Raw genomic sequence first — 24,084 nt, forward strand, 5'->3', positions numbered from 1 at the left:
CTCTCGCGATCTCGTGGCAGGTGTAGGATTCGAACCTACGTAGGCTTTCACCGACAGATTTACAGTCTGCTCCCATTGGCCGCTCGGGCAACCTGCCTTACGTGCGCTTTTCGGCGCGCAGTGAGAATACAACGAACCCCGGTGCCGAATGCAAACCGGCTGGCCAACGGCCCTGCGACGGGACTACGGTCGGGCTTCCGGGTAGAACTGACGATGCCGGTTGCACCGGTGCAGTGAGCCCGTCGGACCGTCAGGAACAGGAGCGTAGTGTGGCCGATTCGTCTTTCGATGTCGTCAGCAAGGTCGACCGGCAGGAGGTCGACAACGCTCTGCATCAGGCGGAGAAGGAGCTGAACACCCGCTACGACTTCCGCGGCACGGGCGCGAAGATCGAGTGGTCCGGTGAGGAAACGATCGTGTTGACGGCCGAGGCCGAGGAGCGGGTGAAGGCCGCGCTCGAGGTGTTCAAGGAGAAGTTGATCCGCAGGGACATCTCGTTGAAGGCGTTCGACGCGGGCGAGCCGGTGGCCTCCGGCAAGACGTACAAGATCACCGGCAGCCTGGTGCAGGGCATCGATGCCGAGAAGGCGAAGAAGATCTCGAAGAAGATCCGCGACGAGGGCCCCAAGGGCGTGAAGGCGCAGATCCAGGGCGACGAGCTGCGGGTGAGCAGCAAGAAGCGCGACGATTTGCAGGCCGTGATCGCGCTGCTGAAGGGCGAGGACTTCGGTATCGCGCTGCAGTTCGTCAACTACCGATAGCTGTTGCGCCGCAATGTTTTTCGCGGCGGTGCACTAGCTGAACGAGCCCGTCGGCCGGATGGTCGGCGGGCTCGCTTCATTGCTCGCACTCGACTATCCGCCTGGGCCGTGGCAGGCCCACAGCCGCCGACGCGCGCTCAGTAGTTGCGCGGCCCGCCCGCCATTTCCTCGAGCCGGGCGATGCGCTCGGCCATCGGCGGGTGCGTGGAGAACCAGCGTGCGGCCCGCTCTCCTGCCCGGAACGGGTTGGCGATCATCAGGTGTGACTGGGAGGTCAATTGCGGCTCAGGGGGCAGCGGAGCGGCTTGTACGCCGCGTTCCAGCTTGCGCAGGGCCGAGGCGAGCGCCAGCGGGTCGCCGGTGAGTTCGGCGCCGGATTGGTCGGCTTGGTACTCGCGGGAGCGGGAGACGGCCAGCTTGATCAGGGTGGCCGCGATCGGGCCGAGCAGAGAGACGAGCAGTATGCCGAGCATGTTCGGGCCGCCGTTGCCGCGCCCGCCGAAGGCCGAGGCGAAGAACGCGAGGTTGGCGAGGCCGGAGATGACCGCGGCCAGCGCGCCCGCGATGGACGAGATGAGGATGTCGCGGTTGTAGACGTGCGAGAGTTCGTGGCCGAGCACGGCGCGCAGTTCGCGTTCGTCGAGGATCTGCAGGATGCCGCTGGTACAGCAGACCGCGGCGTGCCGGGGATTGCGGCCGGTGGCGAAGGCGTTGGGCGCGTTCGTCGGGCTGATGTAGAGCCGCGGCATCGGCTGCCGCGCCGTCGTCGCGAGTTCCCGCACGATCCGATAGATGACCGGCGCCTCGAGCTCGCTGACCGGCTGCGCGTGCATCGCCTTCAGCGCGAGCTTGTCGCTGTTGAAGTAGGCCCAGGCGTTCATGCCGACGGCCAGCAGGATGGAGATGACCAGGATCGTCGGGCTGCGGAACATGGCCCCGGCGAACACGATGATGGCCGAGAGCCCGACCATCAGACCGAATGTCTTCAATCCGTTCGCATACCCGTGCCCGTGCATAGGTCTCCTTGCCCACTCCCCCGTCCATCGAGTTCGTTATGCGAGATCAACGATAGGGCCCCCGGCGAAAGTTCCTGGTAGCTCCTGCTCCGACGGTAGTCGATCAGATCACTCTCGGACTCGGCCCTGACGATCACCGACGCACTCGGTCACCGACCCCGGGCCGCTCCCGGACTCGGCCCAGAACAATCGCCAACGCACGGTCCACACCCGCCCGACCACCCCCGGAGCGAGCCCGACGAGCGACCGTTCGCGCGCGCCAGCGCGCCAAAAATTCAGCCGACGCGTTCGATGGTGTAGCGGACCAGCTGTTCGAGCGCGTCGTTGGCCGGGCCCGCGGGCAGCGCCGACAGCTCGGCGTGCGCGAGGTCGGCGTAGCCCTGCAGCTTCTCCTTGGCGAGCACCATGCCGCGCGAGTGCGCGAGCAGTTCCAGCGCCTCGGCGACCTCCTCGTCGGTCTCCAGCGGACGGGCGAGCAGCTTGCGCAGCCGGTCGCCCTCGGCACCCTCGTCGCGCAGCGCGTAGAGCACCGGCAGAGTGTGCACGCCTTCGCGCAGGTCGGTGCCGGGGGTCTTGCCGGATTGTTCGGAGGCCGAGGAGATATCGATGATGTCGTCGGAGATCTGGAAGGCGGTGCCGACCGCGTCGCCGAGGCGGGCGAGCCGCTCGATGTGCTCGGGGTGCGCGCCGGAGAAGGTGCCGCCGAAGCGACCGGCCGCGGCGATCAGCGAGCCCGTCTTCTCCCACACGACGCGCAGGTAGTGCTCGACCGGGTCCTGCGAGTCGCGGGCGCCGACGGTCTCGCGCATCTGGCCGGTGACCAGTTCGGCGAAGGTCTCGGCGATGATGCGGACCGCGTCGGGGCCGAGCGTCGAGGTGAGACGGGAGGCGTGCGCGAACAGGTAGTCGCCCGCCAGGATCGCGACGTTGTTGCCCCAGCGCGAGTTCACGCTCGGCGCGCCGCGGCGCATCGGGGCCTCGTCCATCACGTCGTCGTGGTACAGCGTGGCCAGGTGCACGAGTTCGACGACGGTGCCCGCGGTGATCAGGGCGGGATCGGTGGGACGCGGGCCGAGCTGGCCGGTGAGGATGGTGAACAGCGGACGGAACCGCTTGCCGCCCGCCCGCGCCAGGTGCAGCGCCGCGTCCTGCAGGAAGTCCTCGCCGTCGGAGAGTTCGGCGATCAGGAGTTTCTCGACCTCTTCCAGGCCGTTGCGGACGCTCGCCGCGAGTTCGGGGTCACCGAGTTCGACCCCGGCGACCACCGTGCTCTCGTCACTAACAGCCGATGTGCTCATCTCATCTCCCAGCGCCGCGTCCGACCCCACGGTAGAGAACCTAGCGTGTTCGGCCCGCGCGGCCCATGAACACCGTCACTATGCGGTGTATCAGACACTTTTCCACACTTCGGCGGGGCCGGATCGGCCGACCTGGCGCGCGGTCCTGCGTCGACACCGATCCGACTGTCCTGCAAGTATTGAGCGCATGGGTGCACCGGATGTCTCAGTCGAGGACCGCGGGGGGAACCCGCTGCCCGATCGTGCCGAAGTGCTCGTCGTCGGCGCAGGTCCGGCCGGTTCCGCCGCCGCTGCCTGGGCCGCGCGCGCGGGCCGCGACGTGCTGCTCACCGACGCCGCGGTCTTCCCGAGGGACAAGACTTGCGGCGACGGCCTGACGCCGCGGGCGACCAAGGAGCTCGAACACCTCGGTCTCGGCGAGTGGCTGCGCGCGCACACGGTCAACCACGGCCTGCGCCTGACCGGTTTCGGCAGGGAAGCCCTGCTCAACTGGCCTGGCGGCGGGTTTCCGAGCTACGGAAGCGCCGTCGCGCGAACCGAACTCGACGACAAGCTGCGCGAAACGGCGGTGAAGTCCGGCGCGCGGATACTGGAAGGCGCGAAGGTGGTGGATGTCACCCGCGCGGGTGACCGCGTCACGGGTGTGACGGTGCGAACAGCCGAGGGGTCCCGCGAGATCGCCTGCGACATCCTGGTCGTCGCGGACGGCGTTCGCTCACCGGTCGGCAAGCTGCTCGGCCGCGTCTGGCACCGGCGTTTCGCGTACGGCACCGCGGCGCGCGCCTACATCAAGTCCGGCCGCAGCGACGATCAGTGGATCACCTCGCACCTCGAATTGCGCGATGCCGACGGCCAATTGGTGCCCGGTTACGGCTGGGTGTTCCCACTCGGCAACGGCGAGGTGAACATCGGCGTCGGCTCGCTGGCCACCGAGCGGCGGCCCTCGCACATCGCGCTGAAACCGCTGCTGCGCCACTACACCTCGCAGCGTTACGAGGAGTGGCAGTTCGAGGGCGAGCTGCGCGCGGTGGCTTCGGCGCTGCTGCCGATGGGCGGCGCGGTGTCGAATGTCGCGGGCCGCAACTGGGTGCTGATCGGCGACGCCGCGGGCTGCGTGAACCCGCTCAACGGCGAGGGCATCGACTACGGCCTGGAAAGCGGGCACATGCTCGCCGACCTGCTGGACGCGCCCGATTTCACCGGCCTGTGGCCGGATCTGCTGCGCGCACGCTACGGCCGCACGTTCTCGGCGGCGCGCCGGATCGCGGGCCTGGCCACCCATCCCCGCATGGTCCCCACCGGCGGCCCGCCGGTGATGCGCTCGAAGTATTTGCAGCGCACAGCGGTTCGTGTGATGGGCAACCTGGTCACCGACGAGGACCTGGACATCACCGCGCGCGCCTGGCGGCTCGCGGGACGGGCGTCCATGCGCTACGACGACCTGCCGCCCTTCACCTGAGGCGCGCGACGGGCTCGACCGGAATCGAGCGCCCGACGCGGGGCGCCCGATTCGACAGACGAGATCAGGCGGTGGCCTCCGCGGCCAACCACTCCTCGAAGAATTTGCGCTCGCTGTTGAGCACCCGGTGAAACAGCTGTTCGGCCAGCGGCTCGATGGCGCCGCCGACCAGCGACACCTTCACCGAGACGGTGCCGACGACGTCGATCTCGCACCCTTCGGCGGTGGGGCGCAATTCGAAGGAGCCCGACATTTCGCTCGTGACGCCCGTGGTGCTCGCCCGGAAGACACCCTTGGCGATCTCGCCGTCCAACGCCTGCCAGTCGTCGGTGCGCGAAAGCACCAATTCGTTCTTCAGTACCTTGCCGACGATGCTGGGAATCTTGTCCCGACGGGCCTTTTCGGTCATATGGATGCGGATGGTGCCCGCGCCGCCCGGGTGCGACAACTCGAGCGTCGCGGTCTCGGTGCCGGCGAAGCGGGAGCGCCAGGCGTCGTCGGTGATGAGTGCCCGGTGAAGATCTTCGACCGGGACGGCGTAGGGCACGGTGAAGCTGAATTTTCGGGACATGGGCGCACACGCTAGCCGAGGTGGTCGGTAGCCTGTGGCGGTGTCGGAAACCAGCCAGTCCGAAAGGCGGACCGTCCGCCTGCGGCGGGCGAGGATCGGCGTGCTCACCGCCGCGACGGTCGTCAGCGTGCTCATGGCGTTGCTGGTGCTCGCCGCTTGGCGCAACGACTACCTGATCAGTTCCGACAAAGGCGTGACCACCGGCGAGGTGCTTTCGGCGGGCCGATTGCGTTCGGCGGTCATCTATGTCACACCCGACGGCGAGACGCACAATCCGAAGGTCGGCGTGCTCTACCCGACCAACCTGACCGCGGGCGAGCGCATCAATGTCGAGTACAGCCGCAGCGATCCCGATCTGGTCCGGGTGGCGGGCCGCGACGTCCGTGTCGCCATCCAGCCCGCCCTCTCGGTGATCGTGGTGGTGTGGGCGTTGGCTTTGCCCGCGCTGTTGTTGATCGTCCGCGCGGGCAGGCGCGAACCGAAGGTCACCGCGGCGCGCTGAGCCGGTCCGCCTTCGCGGGCGGATTCACTGCGCCCACGGCGGGCTGAGCTTGCTGCCGTCGGCCATGGTGGCTTGGAATCCGGCGGCGATCGCGACGTGCGCGACGGCCGGTTCGTCGCCTGGATTGCCCACGGCGATGGGCGCGCCCGCGGGCACGATCGCGACATCGCCCGCGCCGAGCCGCTGACCGCTGACCTCCAGCACGCCGGAAAGCACCATGAAGATCTCGTCGCGGTCCAGGACGTGTGCCGCGTCGCTGTCGCGGTGCGGCGCGACGGTGAGCCGCCAGGTACAGACGTCCGCCGAACCGCGGCTGGGGGCCGCCATGGCGCTGAATTCGACGCCGGGGAGCTCGAAACGCTGCGCTTCGGCGGCCTTGATGACGTGCATTGACACTCCTCGAAGACTGGAAAATAGACAAGCCAGCTTGATCAAGTTGGCTTGTCTATCATGACGGCATGGCATCCACACCGCAAGACCCGGATCTCGGCATCCTCCTCGGGCTCGCCTACGAACAGTTCGTCGTCGAATTACGAGCGTCCTTGGCGGAGCAGGGTTTCGACGACAGCGGCCGCTCCGACGGCTACGTCTTCCGCTGTCTGTCGAAGCGGCCGATGAACGTCAGCGAGCTGGCCGAACGCCTCGGGATCAGCAAGCAGGGCACCGCGCAGATCGTCGACGACATGCAGGAACGCGGCTACGTGGAACGCCGCCCCGATCCGGCCGACGGCCGCGCGAAACTGCTCTACCTCACCGAACGCGGCAACGCCGCCCTCGCCGCCGCGAGGCGATTCCACCGGAATCGGGAACAGCGCCTGGTGCGCGAATTCGGTCCGGACGCGCTGCGCACGCTACGCGCGGTGCTCGGCGCGGTCGCGACCGAGGAGCGGCTGGCGGATCCGCAACTGCGGGCGCTGTACCTCTGAGCACCACTGTCTGCGACAGCGCGAGGAGTTCGCCGGAACTTTCCGCGCGCTTCACGTCCGCGTGGCTGCGACGCGCGCTGCGCGGGTCACGCTGAGGTGGTGCGCGTAGCCATCGTTTCGGAGTCCTTCCTGCCGAACATGAACGGCGTCGTCAATTCGGTCCTCCGGGTGCTCGATCACCTGGACAAACACGGACACCAGGCGCTGGTGATCGCGCCGGACACGCCCCGCGGACTGCCCGCCGCGGCGAGTGAATACGGCCGTTTCCCGGTGCACCGGGTCCCCGCGGTGATGGTGCCCAAGGTCAGCTCGCTGCCGGTCGGGTTGCCGCAGCCGGGGATCACCGCCGCGATCGCCGAATTCGACGCCGACCTGGTGCATCTGGCCTCCCCGTTCCTGCTCGGCGCGGGCGGTCTCGGCGCGGCGCTGCGGCTGGACCTGCCGACGATCGCGGTGTACCAGACCGACGTGGCGGGCTTCGCGCAGAGCTACGGGCTCGGGCTGGCCAGCCGTGCGGCCTGGGCATGGACGCGGCGCATCCACGAGGGCGCGACTCGCACGCTGGCGCCCTCCCGCGCGGCCGCCGAAGACCTGGCCAGGCATGGCATCCCGCGGGTGCGTCGGTGGGGTCGCGGCGTGGACATCGCCAGGTTCACCCCGTCGGCGCACCGCGCGGAACTGCGCGAGCGCTGGCTCGACGGGCACGAGCGACTCGTGGTCGGGTTCGTCGGCAGACTGGCGCCGGAGAAGCACGTCGAGCGCTTGGCCGTGCTGGCGGGCGACCCCACGATTCAGCTGGTGATCGTCGGCGACGGACCGGAGCGGAACCGGCTGGCCCAGCTCATGCCGGACGCGGTGTTCACCGGCGAACTCGGCGGCGACGAACTCGCGCAGGCGTACGCGAGCCTGGATGTGATGGTGCACGCGGGCGAGCACGAGACCTTCTGCCAGGGCGTGCAGGAGGCGCTGGCCTCCGGCGTCCCGGTCATCGGGCCCGATGCGGGCGGTCCGCGCGACCTCGTCGCGCACTGCCGCAACGGCTATCTGCTCCCGGTCGACCGGTTCACCGAACTGCTGCCCAGCGCCGTGGCCGCGCTGCGCGACCCGGCGCTGCGCGCCCGATTCGCCGGCGCCGCACGCAAATCCGTACTGCACCGAACCTGGCCAGCCGTGTGCGACGAGCTGATGGGTCACTACGCCGACGTCACCGGACAGGATTTCCGCCTTTCGAACACGGCGTAACCCGAACCCGACTCCTGCGGGTCTGTGATCGGGTACACGCGAGTCCGTAACGGACAGTCGCTTAAGGTCGTTGGCGTGGCGCAAACGCATGCAGGTCGAGCCTCCCTGGACAAGCGGCCGAGCGAGGTCGCAGCGATGTTCGACGGGGTCGCCAAGCGATACGACCTCACCAACACCGTGATTTCCGCGGGTCAGGACCGCTACTGGCGCTGGGCGACCCGCAAGGCGCTCGGGCTCCGGCCCGGCGAGCGGGTGCTCGACCTCGCGGCGGGCACCGGCGTCTCGACACTGGAGTTCGGCAAGTCCGGCGCCTGGTGCGTGGCGACCGACTTCTCCAAGGGCATGCTCGCCGCGGGCCGGTTCCGCAATGTGCCGATGGTCGCGGGTGACGCCACGGCCCTGCCTTTCGCCGACGACTCGTTCGACGCGGTGACCATCTCCTACGGTCTGCGCAACGTCTCGGATCCGGATCTGGCGTTGCGCGAGATGCTGCGGGTCACCAAGCCGGGCGGACGGCTGGTGGTCGCCGAGTTCTCGACGCCGATCGTTCCGGTGTTCCGCACCTTGTACATGGAGTATCTGATGAAGACGCTCCCGCAGGTGGCGCGGGCGGTCAGCAGCAATCCGGACGCTTACGTGTACCTGGCGGAGTCGATCCGGGCGTGGCCGAATCAGCGGCAGCTGGCCATGCGGATCGCCAAGGCGGGGTGGTCGACGGTCAAGTGGCGCAATCTCAGCGGCGGGGTCGTCGCCCTGCACCGGGGATACAAGCTCGGCTGAATTCCACCGGCTGCGGGCACTAGCGACCCGCTGACCTGCGCAAAGGTGACGAACAACACACCTCACAGCCGAGAATGGGAGCGGTGAGGAGAATTGTCACCTGGCGATAACGTTGGGTAAATCCCGCGCAATCGACGTTCCGCATGATCGGTGACATGTCGGACGCAGCCAGCAGCCCCGCGCCGGGCACCGCCAGAACGGCGTGCTCGTACTGCGGCGTGGGTTGCGGCATCACGGTCGAGACCACGCCGGGCGCCGACGGCGCGCCGGTGATCGCCAAGGTCAGCGGCGACAAGCTGCACCCTGCGAACGCGGGCAGGCTCTGCACCAAGGGCGCCACCCACGCGGAGTTGATGCGCACGCCCGGCCGGATGACCACCGCCTACCGGCGACCCGAGCGCGGACAGGAGCCGATGCCGATCGCCGTCGACGCCGCCGTGCGCGAGGCCGCCGACCGGTTGCGCGCGATCCTGGACGAGCACGGGCCGGACGCCATCGCGCTGTATGTCTCCGGCCAGATGACGCTGGAGGCGCAGTACCTGGCCACCAAGCTGGCCAAGGGCTACCTGCGGACCGTGCACATCGAGGCGAACTCGCGGCTGTGCATGGCCAGCGCGGGCACCGGCTACAAGCAGTCGCTGGGCGCCGACGGCCCGCCCGGCTCCTACGACGACTTCGAGCACGCCGACCTGTTCTTCGTCACCGGCGCGAACATGGCCGACTGCCATCCGATTCTGTTCCTCCGGATGGCCGATCGGCTGAAGGCGGGCGCCAAGCTGATCGTCGCCGATCCGCGCCGCACCGACACCGCCGCGCGCGCCGACCTGTTCCTCCAGCTGCGCCCCGGCACCGACCTCGCGCTGCTCAACGGCCTGCTGCACCTGCTCGTCGCCAACGGCGACATCGACGAGGAGTTCATCGCCGAGCACACCGAGGGCTGGGACGCCATGCCCGAGTTCCTCGCCGACTATCCGCCCGAGCGGGTCGCCGAGATCACCGGCCTCGCCGAACAGGACATTCGCACCGCGGCGCGCTGGATCGGCGAAGCGCGCGAGTGGATGACGCTGTGGACGATGGGACTCAACCAGTCCACCCACGGCACCTGGAACACCAACGCGATCTGCAACCTGCACCTGGCCACCGGCGCCATTTGCCGTCCGGGCAGCGGCCCGTTCTCGCTGACCGGTCAGCCGAACGCCATGGGCGGGCGCGAGATGGGGTACATGGGCCCCGGCCTGCCCGGCCAGCGCTCGCTGCTCTCGGCCGCCGATCGCGCCTTCGTGGAGACGGCGTGGGGCGTGACGCCCGGCACGATTCGCACCGAGGCCGGGCCGGGCACCATCGAGATGTTCCGCGGCATGGCCGAGGGCGACATCAAGGCGGCGTGGATCATCTGCACCAATCCGGTGGCGTCCGTGTCCAATCGGAAGACGGTGATCGCGGGCCTGGAGGCCGCCGAACTGGTGATCGCGCAGGACGCCTACACCGACTCGGCAACCAACGCCTACGCGGATCTGCTGCTGCCCGCCACGCTCTGGGCCGAGGCCGAGGGCGTGGCGGTGAACTCCGAACGCAACGTCACCCTGATGCAGCGCTCCGTCGACCCGGTCGGCGACGCGCGGCCGGATTGGCTGCTGATCGCGCAGGTCGCCACGGCCATGGGCTTTCCCGGCTTCGAATACTCCTCGAGCGCCGAGGTTTTCGCCGAGATCCAGGGCTTCGCCAATCCCGCGACGGGGTACGACCTACGCGGCATGAGCTACGAGGCGCTGCGCGACGGCCCGATGCAGTGGCCGTGCGCCGAGCCGGGCCAGCGCCGCAACCCGATTCGCTACCTGAACGACGGCGTCAGCCAGGAACTCTTCGTCGACGACACGGGTCACCGTCCGCGGCTCGCGTTCGCCACCGCGAGCAAGCGCGCGGTGTTCTGGCCGCGCCCGCACCTGCTTCCGGAGGAGATGCCGGACGACGACTACCCGTTCGTGCTGAATACCGGTCGCCTGCAACACCAGTGGCACACGATGACCAAGACCGGCAAGATCGCCAAGCTCACGAAGTTGAACGGGCAGCCGTTCCTCGAGGTGCATCCGCGCGACGCCGAACGGCTCGGCGTGCGTCCCGGCGATCAGCTCGAAATCGCTTCCCGCCGTGGCCGAGCCGTGCTTCCGGTGCAGATCAGCGACCGCGTCCGCCCCGGCGACTGCTTCGCACCGTTCCACTGGAACGACGAACAGGGTGAGTATTTGACCATCAACGCCGTCACCAACGACGCCGTCGATCCGGCGTCGCTACAGCCCGAGTTCAAGCAGTGCGCCGTCTCGCTGCGCCGCGTCGCGCCGATGAAACACGCCGAAACGCCCGTCCCCGAGCCTGTTTCCGCACCGTCCGGCGCGCATCCGCTCGCGGTGATGCTCGGGCTGGACAACGGTGTCGCGCCGACGCTCAGCGACACCGAGCAGATCTACCTCAGCGGGTATCTGGCCGCGCTGCAGTCGCTTCCGGTGGTCGGCCAGCCGGTGCTGCCGGAGACCGCGCCGCTGTCCACCCGCAGCAGGCTCTGGATCGATGGCCTGCTGGCTGGCATGTACTCGCGCGGCGCGCTGACGGCCGAGTCCCCGGCGCCCGCCGCCGAGGAGCGGCCGGTCACGGTGCTGTGGGCCTCGCAGACCGGCAACGCCGAGGAGTTCGCCGCCGCGACGGCCGAGCGGCTCGCCGAGTCCGGTTTCGCGCCGCGGCTTTTCGACATGGATTCCTGCGATCTCGGCGCGCTGACCGGAGACGCGCTCTTCATCAGCAGCACCTTCGGCGACGGCGGCCCGCCTGACAACGGCGCGGACTTCTGGGACAGGCTGAGCGACAGCGCGACCCGGCTGACCGGCCTGCGCTACGCGGTCCTCGCGCTCGGCGACTCCTCCTACGACGACTTCTGCGGGCACGGCCGCAAGCTGGACGAGAAGCTGGCCGAGCGCGGCGCCACCCGGCTGTTGCCGCGGGTGGACTGCGAACCCGACTACGAGGAGCCCGCGGCGCGCTGGCTCGACGCGGTGCTCGGCGCGTTCGGCGGCGGGAACGACAACGGTGGCGGCGGGAACGACGGCGGCCCCGACAACGACGGCGGTCCGGCTCCCGAGGGCGGTTCTGGTCCGCGCCCGGCCGTCCGCGCCGCGAGTTCCGGCGCCACCATGGTGCTGACCAGACCGGCGGCCGCGGCTCCCGCGCGCTCACTGCGCGCCGCGCCCGCGTCGTTCACGCGCAACGCGCCGGTAGCCGCGCCGCTCGTCCGCAACGAACAGCTCTCGATCGCCGGATCGCCGAAAGAGGTGCGCCAGTTCGGTTTCGACCTGCGTGGCTTGGACGCGGGCTACGAGGTGGGCGATTCGCTTGGTGTGTGGCCGTCGAACTGTCCGTCGCTTGTCCAGGAGTGGCTCGCCGCCACCGGCCTGGACGGTCGGCGCGTGGTCGAGGTCGACGATCGGGAGATGCCGTTGGCCGAGGCGCTGCGCACCCGATACGACATCACCAAGGTCAGCCACGACCTGTTGGGCTTCATCGGCGATCGCAATGCCAGCAACCAGCTCGCCAAACTGCTGCGCAGGGACAACCGCAACGAGCTGGACAGCTACCTGTGGGACCGCCAGGCCGTCGACGTGCTGCGCGACTTCCCGGTGCGCGCCGACCTGGTGGAATGGCTCGGCGCGCTGAAAAAGCTTCAGCCGCGCCAGTATTCGATCTCGTCGAGCCCGCTGGTCAGCCCGGACGAGGTGCAGCTGACGGTCGGCGTCGTGCGCTACGGCGAACCCGCCCGGCGCGGTGGAGTCTGTTCGACCTACCTCGCCGACCGGGTGGGCGATGCGGCGGTGCCGATCTTCCTCCAGCGCGCACCGCATTTCCGGCCGCCGCTGGACCCGACGGCGCCGATGATCATGGTGGGACCGGGCACCGGCATCGCACCGTTCCGCGGCTTCCTCCAGGAACGCCGGGCGCTCGGCGCGACCGGCCGCAACTGGCTGTTCTTCGGCGAGCAGCACGCGGCGCAGAACTTCTACTACCGCGCGGAACTGGAGGACATGTTCCGCACCGGTTTCCTCACCCGCCTCGACCTGGCGTTCTCCCGTGACCAGCGGGAGCGAATCTACGTGCAGCACCGGATGATCGAGCACGGCGCCGAGCTGTGGTCGTGGCTGCGCGACGGCGCCCACTTCTACGTGTGCGGCGACGCGGCGCGGATGGCCAAGGACGTCGACGACACCCTGCTCGCCATCGCCCGCATCCACGGAAAGCTGGACGAGGAGGGCGCGCTCGCGTTCCGCAAGCAGCTCGTCGCCGAGAAGCGTTACGTGCGCGACGTCTACTGAGCTGGTTACACCGCGGGCGGGTTGAGGCGGGTGAAGTCCGGCAGGCGGTAGTACGGGTAGTACGGGTACGGCGGCGTGGTGGCGCTCGCCTTGTCCAGGCGGGCGATCTGGTCCTGGTCGAGGCGCCAGCCGACCGCGCCGAGGTTCTGGCGCAGCTGTTCCTCGTTGCGCGCGCCGACGATGACCGTCGCGACGGTGGGGCGGCCGAGCAGCCAGTTGAGCGCGATCTGCGGGACGGTCTTGCCGGTCTCGGCGGCGATCTCGTCCAGCACGTCGACCACGTCGTAGAGCAGCTCGTCGTCGACGGGCGGGCCCGCCTCGGCGGTCTGGTGCAGCCTGCTGCCCGCGGGCAGCGGCTGTCCGCGCCGGATCTTGCCGGTGAGCCTGCCCCAGCCGAGCGGGCTCCACACCACGGCGCCGACGCCCTGGTCCTGCGCGAGCGGCATCAGTTCCCACTCGTAGTCGCGGCCGACCAGCGAGTAGTACACCTGGTGCGCGACGTAACGGGTGAGCCCGTTACGGTCCGCGGCGGCAAGGGATTTCATCAGCTGCCAGCCCGCGAAGTTGGAGGCGCCGAGGTAGCGGATCTTGCCCGCACGCACCAGGTCGTCCAGTGCGGCGAGGACCTCCTCGACGGGGGTGTGCGCGTCGAAGGCGTGCAGCTGGAACAGGTCGATGTGATCGACGCCGAGACGGCGCAACGAGCCCTCGACCGCGCCGATCAGCCTGGCCCGGCCCGAGCCCGCGTCGTAGGGCCCGGGTCCCGTCGGCAGGCTCGCCTTGGTGGACAGCAGCAGCCGGTCGCGCCTGCCTTTGATGGCCGCGCCGAGGACTTCCTCCGAGGCGCCGTCGGAGTAGACGTCCGCGGTGTCGAACATCGTGACGCCCGCTTCCAGGCTTATGTCGACCAGCCGCCGCGCTTGCTCGGCATCGGTATCCCCCCACGCGCCGAACAATTCGCCGCGACCGCCGAAGGTGCCCGCGCCGAAGCTCAGTGCCGGGACGAGCAAACCCGATGCGCCGAGCCGCCGGTACTCCATGGGTGAGTCCATGCGCGTATCCCATCCATTCTTCACAGGACGGCCCTCCTAAGGGGTCTATAGTTCCGTTAACACCTCGAACAGTACACCTTGTCCGCCGCAAATGGAACTGGAGTCCCGTTATGTCCTTCGAAGAGCCCGCTCCCGGCTCGGTCCGCCCAGGTGGGCGTACCGCGCGCATCCGTGCGGCCGTTTTGCGCACCGCGGGTGATCTCCTCGTCGAACGCGGTTTCGCCACACTGGATCTCGCGGAGATCGCCACCGCGTCCGGGGTCGGCAAGACCACGGTCTATCGGCGCTGGGGCACCCCGGCCGGGCTCGTCGCCGACCTGCTGGCCGACATGGCCGAGCAGTCGGTGCCGCGCGCCGACACCGGATCGCTGCGCGGCGATCTCACGGCCAACGCGCGCCTGGTCGCCGAGACGCTGACCGATCCGCGCCAAGGCCGCCTGTTTCAGGCCGTGATCGCCGCCGCCACCGGCGATCCCGTCGCCGCCGCCGCGCTGCGCCGCTTCTACGACGTCCGCCTCACCGAGTGGGCGCCGTGCGTCGAGGACGCCATCGCGCGCGGCGAGGCGCCCAAGGGGACCGATCCGCGCGCGGTGCTGTCCGCCGTTTCCGCGCCGCTCTACTACCGGCTGCTGGCCAGCGGCGATCCGATCGACGAGGCGGTCGCAGATTCCGCGGCCCAGGCGGCACTGGACGCCGTGGCGGCAGGCACTTTCGTCACGGACCGTTCCGCCGACTGACCCGACCGCTCGTGCGGTCACATCCCAGGTAGCCGAGCCACCGGGCCGAGACTCCGCCGAACACGTCTGCCGGGGGGCACGGCGACCGGACTGTGCTCGGGCCTTCGAGAGACGCGGCGGCGACTACGCCGACCAGTTCGGGTCGCGACCCGTCAGGCCGATCACCCGGTCGACAAGCTCTGCGTCGGCGGGCACCTCGACCACCGGCCCGAAAAGGCCCGGGGTACCGGAGAGCGGGGTCTCGCGGAGGAAGTCGAACAGGATCGCCGCGTGCGATTCGGCGCAGCCGAACGGTTGGCCGGTGGCCTTGGCCAGGTCCCAGCCGTGCACGACAACCTCGTCCAGCGCGATCACCGCCATCACGATCGCGGCTTCGCGTACGCCGCCCGCCTCGGTCTCGCCCTCCCACGCCTCCGGCTCCCGCCAGGCCGCGACCAGTGCCTTCAGCTGGGCGGGGATACGCGTGCGCCAGTCGTCGGGCAGCTTCGAGTCGTGCTCGAGGGCGGGCGAGGTGCTGTTGCCGACGGATTCCTTGGTCGCGGCCTGCCGGAACGCCTCGGTCAGTTCCAGGACGTGATCGAGCAGCGCGGCCACGGTCGTGTCGGCGCAGGGCGTCGGCGCGGCGAGTTGGTCGTCGGTGATACCGGCGACCACGGTCTCCAGTGCGGTGGCGGCGGGCTCGAAATCGAAGGTGGGGGTCATCGGGTCTCCATAAGCCGGATGTGCGAGGTCTGCGTGAGTTGAGACCCGGCGGGCGCGCGGAATTCATCGGTGCCGCGCGACGGTGCCCGCGATGCCCTCCGCGACCAACTCGTAACGGCGAAAAGCCCTGGAAAAGCGGAGAATTGGTAGATGAAGGGTGATCGGGTGGAGATCGTCGTCGACGTCGGTGACGGCTCTCGAAGTTACGAAATCGCGGCGACGCGCGCGGGGCGGCGGGTCGAGGTGCGCATCGCGCGCGGGGTAGTCGAGGTCAGCGAGGTGACGCGGACCGGCGTCGCGGTCCGCACGGCGCGGTTCATGGCCGGGCGAACCCTCGCGCTCGTGGAGCATCCGGCAGACGGGGGCGCGGCCGTCGAGGGGGAATGAGGGCATCGACCGCACCGATCGCCGGGCGCAAATCTCGACACCGCTGGACTGTTGACCGCGCTGCCGACTGGGTATACCCCCTGCGGGAGAGCACCAGCGGAGAGGAGCACACGATGATCGATCGCAGCACGCCGCGCACGTTGGACGACGCGCCGGAGGCCGACCGCGTCGAGCAGTCCACGCCCGCTTACCAAACGGACGACGCCGACACCGACGACCGGGCCGTCGCGGAAACCGCCGTCGCACGCGAGGCGAGCACCGCGGTCGATCGCGACGTCTGGTCCGCGAACGAGGCCGACCTCATCGAGCAGGCCATTCCCGTGCCGCTCGACGACGAGGACCGCGACACCGAATAGCCGGTCGCGGCGGCGGACTCAGGTCGCGATCTTGGCCCGCACGGTGGCGTGCAGCTCGCGCAGGCTGGATCGTTCGGTGGCCACCTCGAGCACGCGCAGGCCGTGCGCGCGCTCGGCCAACTCGGCCGCCAGCTGCTCGGTGTCGACTTGCCGGTGCGGGATGCGGTAGGCCGCGCACAACGCGGCCAGATCCATGCCGTGCGGTGTGCCGAAGACGCGCTCGAACACGCCCGCGTACTGCGGGTCGCCCTGTTCGAGCAGCTCGAAGATGCCGCCGCCGTCGTCGTTGGCGACCACGATCGTCAGGTCGGCGGGCCGCGGCTCGCCCGGCCCGATCAGCAGCCCGGACGCGTCGTGCAGGAAAGTCAGGTCGCCGATCAGCGCGACGGTGCGGCCGTCGTGCGCCAAGGCGGCGCCGACCGCCGACGACACCGTTCCGTCGATGCCCGCGACACCGCGGTTCGACAGCACCTTGATACCGGGGCGCGGATGCGAGACGAGCGCCGCGTCGCGCACCGGATTGGACGCGCCGAGCAGCAGCTGATCGCCCTCGTGCAGCGAATCCATGACGACCGCCGCCACATGCAGGCCGGTCGGCTTCGGGTGCTTGGCCAGCGCCTCACGCACCACTTGCTCGGCGTTGGCGTTCACCGCGCGGCAGTGCGCGAGCCATTCCGCGCGCGGCGTTCCCGTCGTGATCGCGCGGGTTCCGGTCCCGACCACATTGCCGGACACATCGGGCCAGCGCGGACCGGTGGTCAGCGCGAAGACGATGACGGACGGGTCGGCGAGCACCTTGGACACCTGCCGGTGCAGGGTCGGCCGCCCGGTGATGATGGCCTGCTTCGGCTTCAGCAGCGGCAGGGCCAGCGGATGCAGCGCGGGGCCGTGCATGGGGGCGGTCGGCTCCGCGACGGTCGGCAGCTCGGCCAGTTCGGGACGCAGGCCGGCGCCGTGTCCGGAGATCACCACGGTGTCCGGGGTCAGATCGATGTCGAGCGGCACGTCCAGTGTCGCGTACTGCGTCGCGGTCCAGGGCCGATCACCCGCGCGTCCCTCCGGACCGGCGTCGGCGGCCGGATCCGGCACCAGCGGCTCGCGCAGCGGAATGTCGAAGTGGACCGGACCCGCGTTGCCCGAACGCGTGCCGCGGGCCGCGGCGAGCACCCGGCACACCGCCGAGCGCCACACGCTGTTCTGCTGGCCGTACGGGCCGCTTCCGTTACCGCTCGGCTCGCCCTCCGCCAGCCCGAGGCTGATGGTGGCGCGCACCTGGCTACCGAACAGGCCGAGCTGCTCGACGGTCTGATTGGCGCCGGTTCCGAGCATCTCGTAGGGCCGATTGGCGCTCAGCACGATCAGCGGGACCCGCGCGTAGTTGGCTTCCAGCACCGCGGGACCGAGGTTCGCGACGGCCGTGCCGGAGGTCATCACCACCGGGACCGGATTGCCGCCCGCGATCGCCAAACCGATGGCGAGAAAGCCCGCGGTCCGCTCGTCGATGCGCATGTGCAGCCGCAACCGCCCGGCCGCGTCGGCGGCTTGCAGCGCGAAGGCCAGCGGAGCGTTGCGCGAGCCGGGGCACAGCACCACATCGCGGACACCTCCGCGCACGAGTTCGTCGACGACTACTCGAGCCTGAGCGGTAGACGGGTTCACGCCACCAGCCTCTCAGACAGTAACCCCGCCGTCTCCGTCACCCTGGTCACAGTGTTGGTTGGCGCGCTGGCGCGCGCGTGTTCGTAAGACTCGCCCTCGGGGTGGTTGGGAGGGCGGGATCGAGCGTTCGGGTTGGAGTGCACGCCGGTCGGGCGTTCGACGCGGCGCATCGATGCGCGGCGGGCTGTGCAAGGGACGCGGTCGCACGCCGAGTTCTAGCCGGAACTCGGCGTGCGGGGTCGCGCGCGATCAGTTCGCGTGGCGCTGCACCAGGTCGCCGAGGCGCGGCAGGGCCTCGATGACGTTCTTCTTGGCCGAGGAGCGCATCGAGGAGTACACCTTCTGCAGCGCGGGGCGCGAGGAGGACTCGGCGCGGGCGTCGGTCACCTGAAGCAACGCCTCGGCGACCTCGTCGGACTTGGAAACGAGCAGGTCGGCGAACTGGCCCGAACCCGAAGCCTTGTACTCCTGCCAGAACGGCTCCAGCTGCTCGACCAGCTTGGGGGCCAACGACTCCAGCGCGTCCGGGACGATGGACGGGCTGATTTTCTTCACCGCCGCGTATCCGCCCTTGACCGCAAGGCCGGACGCGCCACCCTTATCCGACACCTCGGCGTCCAGAACCTCCTTGGCATCGGCAAGGAAGGCCGAGCGCTTCGCGTCGTCGAGCAGGGATTCAGACAGTGCTGCAACCACTTTCAGGTTCCTCCGAAATAGATGTCGATGAACGAGCGCACGCCACTATACGCACTGGTGCGCGCGGTCACACGAGCTACTTCCGCTCACGACTCCTCCTCGCTGGCGCCGGTTCGCTCGCCGACGCTCGCTCACGGCTGCCATGGCAGCAACTGGACCATCAGCCCTTCACAATCAGCGAGCAAATCGCCCTGCTCATCGCGTAATTCGGCGGTGATGAAGGTCTTGCGGCCCTCGATGCGGTCGACGCGTCCGCACACCGTCAGCGTCCGCTCCAGCGGAGTTACCTTGCGGTAGTTGACGTGCAGGTAGGCCGTGCGGCTGATCGGCCTGCCCGCGTAGTGCACGATCATGCCGAGCAGGTCGTCGAACAGCAGCGGAAGCACGCCGCCGTGCGCGGCGCCGTTGCCGCCGAGGTGGAATCGGCGGAACTCGCCCGTCATGGTGATGCCGTCCGGCCCGGCCGAGACCACCTGCCAGGGCAGCAACAACAGGCTGCCGCGTCCGGGCAGCTCCACCGCGCGTCCGGCCGGACCCTGCAATTCCGGTGCGCGATACGGCTCGAGCAGCTCGGCGAGTTCCTTGGCCTTGGCCAGCGCTTCGCCGAACACTTCGTCCGGCGCGTCGACGGAAACCGCCAGATCCTGCAAGGTCCGCATGGTGTCGACGAAAGGCCCGAAATTCGAACCGATCTGCGCGCGGGACACCTTCGGGAAGCCGCCGTGCTTCTCGTACCGGTTCTCGTCCACCGCGCTGCGATCGATGCGCGGGCGGATCGCCGTCCCGTTGGAACGCTGCGCACCCGATTCGGCTGCGGCCGCGGCACTATCTGGAACAGGTTTCACACGCTCGCTCATACCTGCACGGTAACGCGTAGTTTTACACCGTCAAGTCCTCGACGCCGCAACGCACCGAAGTCGCTGGCACCGGATCTTCGGCCGCGGGCAATAATCACAAGCGTGACGTTCAATCCCAAGCTGTGGCGACCGGTCCCCGGATTCGAGAACCTGACCGACATCACCTACCACCGCCATATCGAGCAGGGCACGGTGCGGGTGGCGTTCGATCGCCCCGAGGTGCGCAACGCATTTCGCCCGCACACCGTCGACGAGCTCTACCGGGTGCTCGACCACGCGCGGATGACCTCCGACGTCGGCGCGGTCCTGATCACCGGCAACGGCCCGAGCCCCAAGGACGGCGGCTGGGCCTTCTGCTCCGGCGGCGACCAGCGCATCCGCGGCCGCAGCGGTTACCAGTACGCCAGCGGCGATACCGCCGACACCGTCGACCAGGCGCGCGCGGGCAGGTTGCACATCCTGGAGGTGCAGCGCCTGATCCGCTTCATGCCCAAGGTCGTCATCGCCCTGGTCAACGGCTGGGCCGCGGGCGGAGGACACAGCCTGCACGTGGTCTGCGACCTGACCCTGGCCAGCCGCGAGCACGCCAGGTTCAAGCAGACCGACGCCGACGTGGGCAGCTTCGACGGCGGCTACGGCAGCGCGTACCTGGCCAAGATGGTGGGCCAGAAGTTCGCCCGCGAGATCTTCTTCCTCGGCCGCCCCTACACCGCCGAGGAAATGCACCAGATGGGCGCGGTCAACAAGGTCGTCGACCACGCCGAGCTCGAGGACGTCGCGCTGGAGTGGACCGCCGACATCAACGGCAAGTCCCCGCAGGCCCAGCGCATGCTCAAGTACGCGTTCAACCTGCTCGACGACGGGCTGGTCGGCCAGCAGCTGTTCGCGGGCGAAGCCACCCGCATGGCGTACATGACCGACGAAGCCGTCGAAGGCCGCGACGCGTTCCTGGAGAAGCGCAAGCCGGACTGGACGCCCTACCCCTGGTACTTCTGACGAAGGGACTGGCCCACATGGAAATCCTCAGCAGCAGGGTGATTCTGCGGCCCGGGAACTACGCGAAAACGCTCGAGTTCTATCGCGACGGGCTCGGTCTCGCGATCGCCAGGGAATATCCAGGTGGAACCGTTTTCTTCGCTGGACAGTCGCTGGTCGAGGTCGCGGGGCACGGCGGGGCCGGTACCTCGACGGCTTTCAACGGCGCGATCTGGTTGCAGGTGCGCGATGTCTCCAATGCCGCGGTCGAGCTCGCGCTGAAGGGAATTCCCATCGATCGGGCGCCCGAGCGGGAGCCGTGGGGCCTGATCGAAATGTGGATACGGGACCCGGACGGCGTGCCGATCGTGCTCGTGGAGATTCCGCCAGAACATCCGATTCGCCGGGATTCCCGCTGGTCGGACGACTGATCGCGGCGTCGCGAGCGGACCGGGGTCCGAATGCCGAGTTGCCAAGGGCTGTCCCGGCGAGGACGATAGCGCTCTGACGGCCGCCCGGCCGCCGATGTCCGGGCGAGTGCCGTCCGCGTCCCGTCCGACGAGTGAATCGCAGTCTCGATGTCTGGCCTATCCGAGCCCCATTCCTTCGGGGCGGCCGCACTCCGCGCGCGCCGCCCCAGCAAACCGACCCGTTCCGCGCGCGGCGGCGCGGGCATGACACGATCGCTGTCGTGATGGAACCGAGCGACGGCGAGGTGCGGTCGTGACCAATACGCTGCGGACGCTGCCGATGCCCACCGGATCCGGCCTGGGCGACGTGCTGCCGCATCTGCGAGAAGCGCTGGAAGGCAACGGCCCCGCGTGGCTGCCCATTCCGACCAGCGACCGCAGGGAGGCCCGTCGGCTCAGCGACGCGCTCTCGCCCGGCGAGACGATCGACGACGACGTGGCGCTGGTGGTCACCACCTCCGGCACCACCGGCGTGCCCAAGGGCGCGATGCTCAGCGCCTCCGCCTTGCGCGCCAGCGGCACCGCGACCCACGACCGGCTCGGCGGCCCGGGAGCCTGGCTGCTCGCGCTGCCCACCCACCACATCGCCGGTATCCAGGTGCTCTTGCGCAGCATCCTGGCGGGCACCGAACCCACCGTGCTCGACGTCTCCGGCGGTTTCCTGCCCGAAGCGCTGGCCGGCGCGGTGGCGGGCATGCGCGGCTCGCGCCGCTACACCGCCCTGGTGCCGACCCAGCTCATCAAGGCTCTCGACGCGCCCGGCGCGGCCGAGGCGCTCGCCGAACTCGACGCGGTGCTCGTCGGCGGCGCGGCCACCCCGGTTCCGGTCTACGAGCGCGCGAAAGCGGCCGGTATCAACGTCGTTCGCACCTACGGCATGAGCGAGACCTGTGGCGGCTGCGTCTACGATGGCGTGCCGCTGGAGGGTGCCGAGGTGCGCATCGAGGACGGCCGCGTCCTGCTCGGCGGCGCCATGATCGCCCGCGGCTACCGCGGCCAGCCAGACCATCCCGCCTTCGCCGAACCCGGTTGGTTCCGCACCGAGGACGCGGGCACTTTCGAGAACGGCGTCCTGCACATCACCGGACGGCTGGACGAGGCCATCATGACGGGCGGGTTGCTGGTCATCCCGCAGGTGGTGGAGGCCGTGCTGGTCACCCATCCGTCCATCAGCGAGTGCGTGGTGCTCGGCCTGCCCGACGAGCGGCTCGGCCAGCGCGTGGCGGTCGCGGTGGTGCCCACGGCAGGCGCGACACCGACACTCGAGGAGTTGCGCGACCACGTCGTCCGTGAACTCGACGCCATCGCCGCGCCCCGCGAGTTGGCGCTGCTGGACGAACTGCCGCTGCACGGACCGGGGAAGCCCAATCGGGCGAAGCTTCGTCAGCTGTTGATCGCTCAGTCCCCCAACTGAGGTCCTCTTCGTACGCCTCGCAGCGCGAGGAAACCTGCGAGGCGTACGTGGAGGAGGTCGGCCTCTCTGCCCAGCGACAAGGGAGTGACTGCCGCTGTGGGAGAGGGGCAGGTCAGGGCAGCGATTTGAACAGCACGGTGGCGACGCGGTTCGCAACGTGGCATGGGTTGCCCACATCGGTCTGGACGCGAATGTTGCGTACCGCGAGCACGATGCTGCCGTATTCGGCCGGGGTGGCGATATCGCAGCCCCACCCTCGGTTCAGGCGAAGCCGAGAGCCAGCGCCGTCAGCGTCGACCAGGCCAGCAGGGCGAGGCCGGAATCGCGCAGTGCCGGAATGAGTTCCAGGCCGTTGCCGCCCGAGCGCACGGGCGCGTTGGCGCGCACCGCGAGCGGGACGGCCAACAAGCCGACCAGGGCGAACGGAGTGCGGATCACCAGCAGCAGGGTGACCACGAACGGCACCGCGAGCAGCGCGAGGTGCAGGGTGCGGGTGCGCGGATCACCGAGTTTGACCGCGAGCGTGGTCTTTCCGGACTCGGTGTCGGTGGGGATGTCGCGCAAGTTGTTGGCCACCAGCACCGCGCTGGAGAACGAGCCGACCGCCACCGCGAGCGCCGCACCGACCCAGTCGACCCGCTCGGCCTGCACGAACTCGGTGCCGAGCACGGCCACCAACCCGAAGAACACGAACACCGCGAGCTCGCCGAAACCGCTGTAGCCGTAAGGCTTGCTGCCGCCGGTGTAGAACCAGGCGCCCGCCAGGCAGGCCAAGCCGACCAGCAGCAGCCACCAGGCCGTAGTCGCCACCAAGACCAGGCCGAGGACGGCGCCGATCGCCAGGCTCAGGATCGCGGCGTTCTTGACGGCGGCGGGCGAGGCGAGCTTCGACCCGACCAGCCGCAACGGGCCGACGCGCTCGTCGTCGGTTCCCCTGATGCCGTCGGAGTAATCGTTGGCGTAGTTGACGCCGATGATCAGCGCCAGCGAGACCAGCAGCGCCAGAACGGCTTTCCACCACACCGCGGCGTCGAGCGAGGCCGCGGCCCCGGTGCCCGCGATGACCGGAGCGATAGCGTTCGGCAGGGTGCGGGGCCGTGCGCCCTCGATCCATTGCGCTGCTGTAGCCATGAAAGCAGCCTAGTCGGCGGGGTCGGGCGTGGCCCGTCGACAGCCCGCGCCCGGCCGCTCAGGCTTCGGCCGTGGCCTTCAACCGGGTGAGTCCCTTGTCGAAGTCCTTGCCGACCAGCCGGTCCATCGAGATCACCTTGCCGAGCAGCGCCATCAGGCCCTGCTGCTGACCGCTCATCCGCCACACCACCTCGGTGGCGCCGGTCTCGGTCGGGTTCAGCTCGAAGACGACGTCGTTGGTCGCCTTGAAGGGCTTGAGGAACTCGAGCCGGACCCCGATCTCGCGTTCGTCGTCGGCGACCAGCTCCATGCTGCCCGCGCCCGCCTTGCGGTTGCCGCTCCAGGCGTAGTGCGCGCCGACGCCGGATTCCGCGCCGGAGTAGGTGCGCTGTAGCTGCGGGTCGAGGTCCTCCCACGGGGACCACTTGGTCCACTCCCGGAAGTTGTCGATGAGCGCGTGGATGCGCGCGGGCGGGGCCGAGATGACTATGCGCCGGACCACTTCGAAGTCAGCCATGCGGACAGAGTAGTGCGCGCTGCTGGACGTAGCCCGCCGACAGACCGCGCAGGGCCTGAGCACGTGCGCGAGGTACAGATAGCGACACTCCTGCGCATGGGGTACCGGAAAACGATGTCGGCCTCGACGGGGCGCTCGCATACGATGACCACGGCATGTTTCCAGATCGGCGCGGCCCTGACGGCCCGAATCCCCTCGCTACGCCAAGCGGCGCATCGGTC

Annotated in this window: 24 protein-coding genes and 1 tRNA gene; 13 read left to right on the plus strand and 12 right to left on the minus strand. The window is 69.4% G+C overall.

All coding sequences use genetic code 11. The annotated features are described in order from the left end of the window. Positions 1 to 14: 14 nt before the first annotated feature. A tRNA-Tyr gene (locus T333_RS13995) sits at positions 15 to 97 on the minus strand. 172 nt (positions 98 to 269) lie between these two features. Between T333_RS13995 and T333_RS14000 the strand changes: the two genes are divergently transcribed. After that, positions 270 to 761 (plus strand): YajQ family cyclic di-GMP-binding protein, encoded by a 492-nt coding sequence (locus tag T333_RS14000; protein ID WP_141808626.1) that lies wholly within the window; start codon positions 270 to 272, stop codon positions 759 to 761. Between the two features lie 137 nt (positions 762 to 898). Here T333_RS14000 and htpX read toward each other — a convergent pair whose 3' ends face one another. Together htpX and T333_RS14010 are read right to left on the minus strand one after the other, a co-directional pair. Further along, complete coding sequence (htpX, locus tag T333_RS14005) at positions 899 to 1,777, minus strand: zinc metalloprotease HtpX (RefSeq protein WP_496424661.1); 879 nt, start codon at positions 1,775 to 1,777, stop codon at positions 899 to 901. A 275-nt stretch (positions 1,778 to 2,052) separates the two neighbouring features. Beyond that, a complete protein-coding gene (locus T333_RS14010) occupies positions 2,053 to 3,075 on the minus strand; it encodes a polyprenyl synthetase family protein (RefSeq protein WP_067791412.1) in 1,023 nt (340 codons plus the stop codon). A 187-nt stretch (positions 3,076 to 3,262) separates the two neighbouring features. Between T333_RS14010 and T333_RS14015 the strand changes: the two genes are divergently transcribed. Then, complete coding sequence (locus T333_RS14015) at positions 3,263 to 4,534, plus strand: geranylgeranyl reductase family protein (RefSeq protein ID WP_496424662.1); 1,272 nt, start codon at positions 3,263 to 3,265, stop codon at positions 4,532 to 4,534. Positions 4,535 to 4,598: 64 nt separating this feature from the next. Here the strand turns inward: T333_RS14015 and T333_RS14020 are convergent, their stop codons facing one another. Continuing rightward, the gene (locus tag T333_RS14020; protein ID WP_496424663.1) at positions 4,599 to 5,105 is read right to left on the minus strand and encodes a DUF2505 domain-containing protein; all 507 of its coding nucleotides are present in this window, start codon (positions 5,103 to 5,105) and stop codon (positions 4,599 to 4,601) included. Positions 5,106 to 5,145: 40 nt separating this feature from the next. On the opposite strand from T333_RS14020, the gene T333_RS14025 reads away from it, so the two are divergent. Continuing rightward, positions 5,146 to 5,607, plus strand: a complete 462-nt coding sequence (locus tag T333_RS14025; RefSeq protein ID WP_496424664.1) for a DUF3592 domain-containing protein — start codon at positions 5,146 to 5,148, stop codon at positions 5,605 to 5,607. 24 nt (positions 5,608 to 5,631) lie between these two features. On the opposite strand, the gene T333_RS14030 is transcribed toward T333_RS14025, so the two are convergent. Further along, entirely contained in the window at positions 5,632 to 5,997 is a 366-nt protein-coding gene (locus tag T333_RS14030; RefSeq protein ID WP_354998914.1) for a cupin domain-containing protein, read from the minus strand. Positions 5,998 to 6,065: 68 nt separating this feature from the next. Between T333_RS14030 and T333_RS14035 the strand changes: the two genes are divergently transcribed. The 4 genes from T333_RS14035 to T333_RS14050 all read left to right on the plus strand — a co-directional run bounded on the left by T333_RS14035 (position 6,066) and on the right by T333_RS14050 (position 12,910). Beyond that, the gene (locus T333_RS14035; protein WP_496424665.1) at positions 6,066 to 6,533 is read left to right on the plus strand and encodes a MarR family winged helix-turn-helix transcriptional regulator; all 468 of its coding nucleotides are present in this window, start codon (positions 6,066 to 6,068) and stop codon (positions 6,531 to 6,533) included. Between the two features lie 99 nt (positions 6,534 to 6,632). Beyond that, positions 6,633 to 7,775 (plus strand): glycosyltransferase family 4 protein, encoded by a 1,143-nt coding sequence (locus T333_RS14040; RefSeq protein WP_496424666.1) that lies wholly within the window; start codon positions 6,633 to 6,635, stop codon positions 7,773 to 7,775. Positions 7,776 to 7,850: 75 nt separating this feature from the next. Beyond that, on the plus strand, positions 7,851 to 8,555 hold the full coding sequence (locus T333_RS14045) for a demethylmenaquinone methyltransferase (RefSeq protein ID WP_354998911.1): 705 nt from the start codon (positions 7,851 to 7,853) through the stop codon (positions 8,553 to 8,555). Positions 8,556 to 8,710: 155 nt separating this feature from the next. Beyond that, positions 8,711 to 12,910 (plus strand): bifunctional nitrate reductase/sulfite reductase flavoprotein subunit alpha, encoded by a 4,200-nt coding sequence (locus T333_RS14050; RefSeq protein ID WP_496424667.1) that lies wholly within the window; start codon positions 8,711 to 8,713, stop codon positions 12,908 to 12,910. A gap of 5 nt (positions 12,911 to 12,915) precedes the next feature. Here the strand turns inward: T333_RS14050 and T333_RS14055 are convergent, their stop codons facing one another. After that, positions 12,916 to 13,950, minus strand: a complete 1,035-nt coding sequence (locus T333_RS14055; protein WP_496424796.1) for an aldo/keto reductase — start codon at positions 13,948 to 13,950, stop codon at positions 12,916 to 12,918. A 122-nt stretch (positions 13,951 to 14,072) separates the two neighbouring features. Between T333_RS14055 and T333_RS14060 the strand changes: the two genes are divergently transcribed. Continuing rightward, complete coding sequence (locus T333_RS14060) at positions 14,073 to 14,699, plus strand: TetR/AcrR family transcriptional regulator (protein ID WP_496424668.1); 627 nt, start codon at positions 14,073 to 14,075, stop codon at positions 14,697 to 14,699. Positions 14,700 to 14,822: 123 nt separating this feature from the next. On the opposite strand, the gene T333_RS14065 is transcribed toward T333_RS14060, so the two are convergent. Further along, the gene (locus T333_RS14065) at positions 14,823 to 15,401 is read right to left on the minus strand and encodes a TIGR03086 family metal-binding protein (RefSeq protein ID WP_354998908.1); all 579 of its coding nucleotides are present in this window, start codon (positions 15,399 to 15,401) and stop codon (positions 14,823 to 14,825) included. 150 nt (positions 15,402 to 15,551) lie between these two features. Here T333_RS14065 and T333_RS14070 point away from each other — a divergent pair, with 150 nt between their 5' ends. Together T333_RS14070 and T333_RS14075 are read left to right on the plus strand one after the other, a co-directional pair. Continuing rightward, a complete protein-coding gene (locus tag T333_RS14070; protein ID WP_357251401.1) occupies positions 15,552 to 15,788 on the plus strand; it encodes a DUF8836 family protein in 237 nt (78 codons plus the stop codon). 113 nt (positions 15,789 to 15,901) lie between these two features. Continuing rightward, positions 15,902 to 16,144, plus strand: a complete 243-nt coding sequence (locus tag T333_RS14075) for an Rv3202a family protein (protein WP_354998906.1) — start codon at positions 15,902 to 15,904, stop codon at positions 16,142 to 16,144. 18 nt (positions 16,145 to 16,162) lie between these two features. On the opposite strand, the gene menD is transcribed toward T333_RS14075, so the two are convergent. The 3 genes from menD to T333_RS14090 form a co-directional block, all read right to left on the minus strand. Then, positions 16,163 to 17,803: a 2-succinyl-5-enolpyruvyl-6-hydroxy-3-cyclohexene-1-carboxylic-acid synthase gene (gene menD, locus T333_RS14080; RefSeq protein WP_496424669.1), complete on the minus strand. Its 1,641-nt coding sequence runs from the start codon at positions 17,801 to 17,803 to the stop codon at positions 16,163 to 16,165. Positions 17,804 to 18,052: 249 nt separating this feature from the next. Beyond that, entirely contained in the window at positions 18,053 to 18,499 is a 447-nt protein-coding gene (locus tag T333_RS14085; RefSeq protein WP_496424670.1) for a DUF6918 family protein, read from the minus strand. Positions 18,500 to 18,630: 131 nt separating this feature from the next. Next, positions 18,631 to 19,356, minus strand: coding sequence for a PaaI family thioesterase (locus T333_RS14090; protein WP_357251394.1), 726 nt, complete (start codon positions 19,354 to 19,356; stop codon positions 18,631 to 18,633). A gap of 102 nt (positions 19,357 to 19,458) precedes the next feature. Between T333_RS14090 and T333_RS14095 the strand changes: the two genes are divergently transcribed. From T333_RS14095 to menE, 3 genes are all read left to right on the plus strand, one after another. Then, a complete protein-coding gene (locus tag T333_RS14095) occupies positions 19,459 to 20,352 on the plus strand; it encodes a 1,4-dihydroxy-2-naphthoyl-CoA synthase (RefSeq protein ID WP_354998903.1) in 894 nt (297 codons plus the stop codon). A gap of 17 nt (positions 20,353 to 20,369) precedes the next feature. Next, entirely contained in the window at positions 20,370 to 20,762 is a 393-nt protein-coding gene (locus T333_RS14100; protein ID WP_354998902.1) for a VOC family protein, read from the plus strand. A gap of 319 nt (positions 20,763 to 21,081) precedes the next feature. Next, entirely contained in the window at positions 21,082 to 22,215 is a 1,134-nt protein-coding gene (gene menE, locus T333_RS14105) for an o-succinylbenzoate--CoA ligase (RefSeq protein ID WP_496424797.1), read from the plus strand. A 261-nt stretch (positions 22,216 to 22,476) separates the two neighbouring features. Here menE and T333_RS14110 read toward each other — a convergent pair whose 3' ends face one another. Beyond that, the gene (locus tag T333_RS14110; RefSeq protein ID WP_357251387.1) at positions 22,477 to 23,346 is read right to left on the minus strand and encodes a 1,4-dihydroxy-2-naphthoate polyprenyltransferase; all 870 of its coding nucleotides are present in this window, start codon (positions 23,344 to 23,346) and stop codon (positions 22,477 to 22,479) included. Positions 23,347 to 23,404: 58 nt separating this feature from the next. Then, positions 23,405 to 23,863 (minus strand): SRPBCC family protein, encoded by a 459-nt coding sequence (locus T333_RS14115; protein WP_354998900.1) that lies wholly within the window; start codon positions 23,861 to 23,863, stop codon positions 23,405 to 23,407. Positions 23,864 to 24,084: the final 221 nt, after the last annotated feature.

Source organism: Nocardia sp. CNS-044, assembly GCF_059570515.1.